Origin of the sequence: Kitasatospora sp. NPDC059571, from assembly GCF_042735675.1 — a bacterium.
Lineage (GTDB): Bacteria > Actinomycetota > Actinomycetes > Streptomycetales > Streptomycetaceae > Kitasatospora.
Genome location: NZ_JBHWBW010000168.1, coordinates 1 through 1,546, shown reverse-complemented (window position 1 = coordinate 1,546; position 1,546 = coordinate 1). Strand labels below are relative to the sequence as shown.

Sequence of the window (1,546 nt, the reverse complement as noted above, 5' to 3'; positions counted from 1 at the left end):
CGCGGCCCCCCCCGCCGGCCCCCCCGCGCCCCCGCCCCGGGGCCCGCGCGGCCCGCGCCCCCCCCCCCGCGCGCGGGCGGGGGGGGGCGCCCGCGCGCGCCCCCCCGCGCGCGCCAGCAGCGTGCGCAGCAGGTCGGCGGCGGGCGCGGCCGGGCCGGGCGCGTGTACGGCGGTGGCGGCGTCGAGGGTGAACCGGCCGGTGCTGCGCACGGTGTGACGGGGGGTCGGGAGGATCACGGTCGCTCTCTCCGGGGTGGGAAAAAACTTACCACTTGCGGACTGGTGCGGCACTGGTAAGAGAAGGTGGCATAGACCACTTGGCGCGTCAATACCCCTGCGACAGAAGGGCTACGGGCCGTAGGAGACCCGCTGGAGGTCGCGAACTGGTAACCCACTGGTAAAGTAGAGGCTTGGGAAGGCCCTGGCGGGACGATCACCGGCTGGCTACCCTCGGTCCCGTCGACGGCCGCGGCACGAAGGGATCCCCATGGACGACGCGAGCGCCGCACCGGCCCGCAAGCGCACCCGGGTCCGCGACTACCTGCGGGACCTCGTGGAGTCGCGGGGCCCCGCCGCCCCCCACCCCCCCCAGCCCCCGCCCGTGGCACACCGCGGGGGGTCGCCCCCCCCCCCCCGCCCCGCGGCCGCTCCCGGCGCGGGGTCGCGCAGCAGCCGGCCGAGCGGCGGCTGCACCAGCGGGGTGAGCAGCCGCACGACCGGCGGCAGGGCCAGCAGTACGGCGAGGGCGAGCGCGCAGACGCCGAGCAGCGGCAGCGCCGTCCACCAGTGGTGCAGCGCCCGGGCGTGGTAGACGCCGGAGGCCTGGACGAGCTTCAGCGGCAGGCCGTGCAGCAGGTAGACGTAGAGCGAGGCGCCGCCGAGCGCCGTCCACGCGGTGCGGCGGGCCGGCAGCAGTGCCAGGAACGCGGCCGCGGCGACCAGGGAGAGCGCGCCGAGGGCGGCCCGCACCCCCAGCCAGACCGGGTAGCCGACGTGCAGCTGGTCCGCCGACCCGGTGTACTCCACCCAGCCCGGGTCCAGCAGCCGGGGTGCGGCCAGCCAGACCGCGGCGAACACCCCGGCCATCGCCACCGCCGCCCAGCGCCGCACCTGCGGCCGGTGCAGCAGGGCGACGTGGCCGGGGCGGAGCACCAGCCCCAGCACGAACCAGGGCAGGAACGCCAGGGTGCGGCTGAGCGCCAGCTCCTCGGGGAGGGCGTGCACCGCGCCCGAGCCGGCCGCGACCAGCAGCGCCACCGCCAGCGGGTGGCGCAGCGCCGTCCACACCGGGACGGTCAGCCGCCAGACGAACAGCGACAGCAGGAACCAGGTCAGCCAGCGCGGCTGGAGCAGCGCGATCGGCTCCAGCCGCCGCTCCAGCGCCATCGGCACCAGGTTGTAGAGGAGCTGGAAGACCAGGTACGGCACGGCGACCTGGGTGACCAGCCGCCGGCCGTCCACCGCCGGGCGGGGGGGGGGCGGGGGCGGGGGGCGCGCGCCGGGGCGCTCGGACGTGAGGCTGGCGCGCGGGCGCCCCGCGGGGGGC

1 protein-coding gene is annotated in these 1,546 nt (G+C 78.2%); it reads right to left on the bottom strand.

The window, feature by feature from the left end:
* Positions 1 to 537: 537 nt before the first annotated feature.
* Positions 538 to 1,546, bottom strand: a 1,009-nt coding sequence (locus tag ACFV0G_RS19795) for an acyltransferase family protein (RefSeq protein WP_380549106.1), incomplete at its 5' end; no start/stop codon positions are given.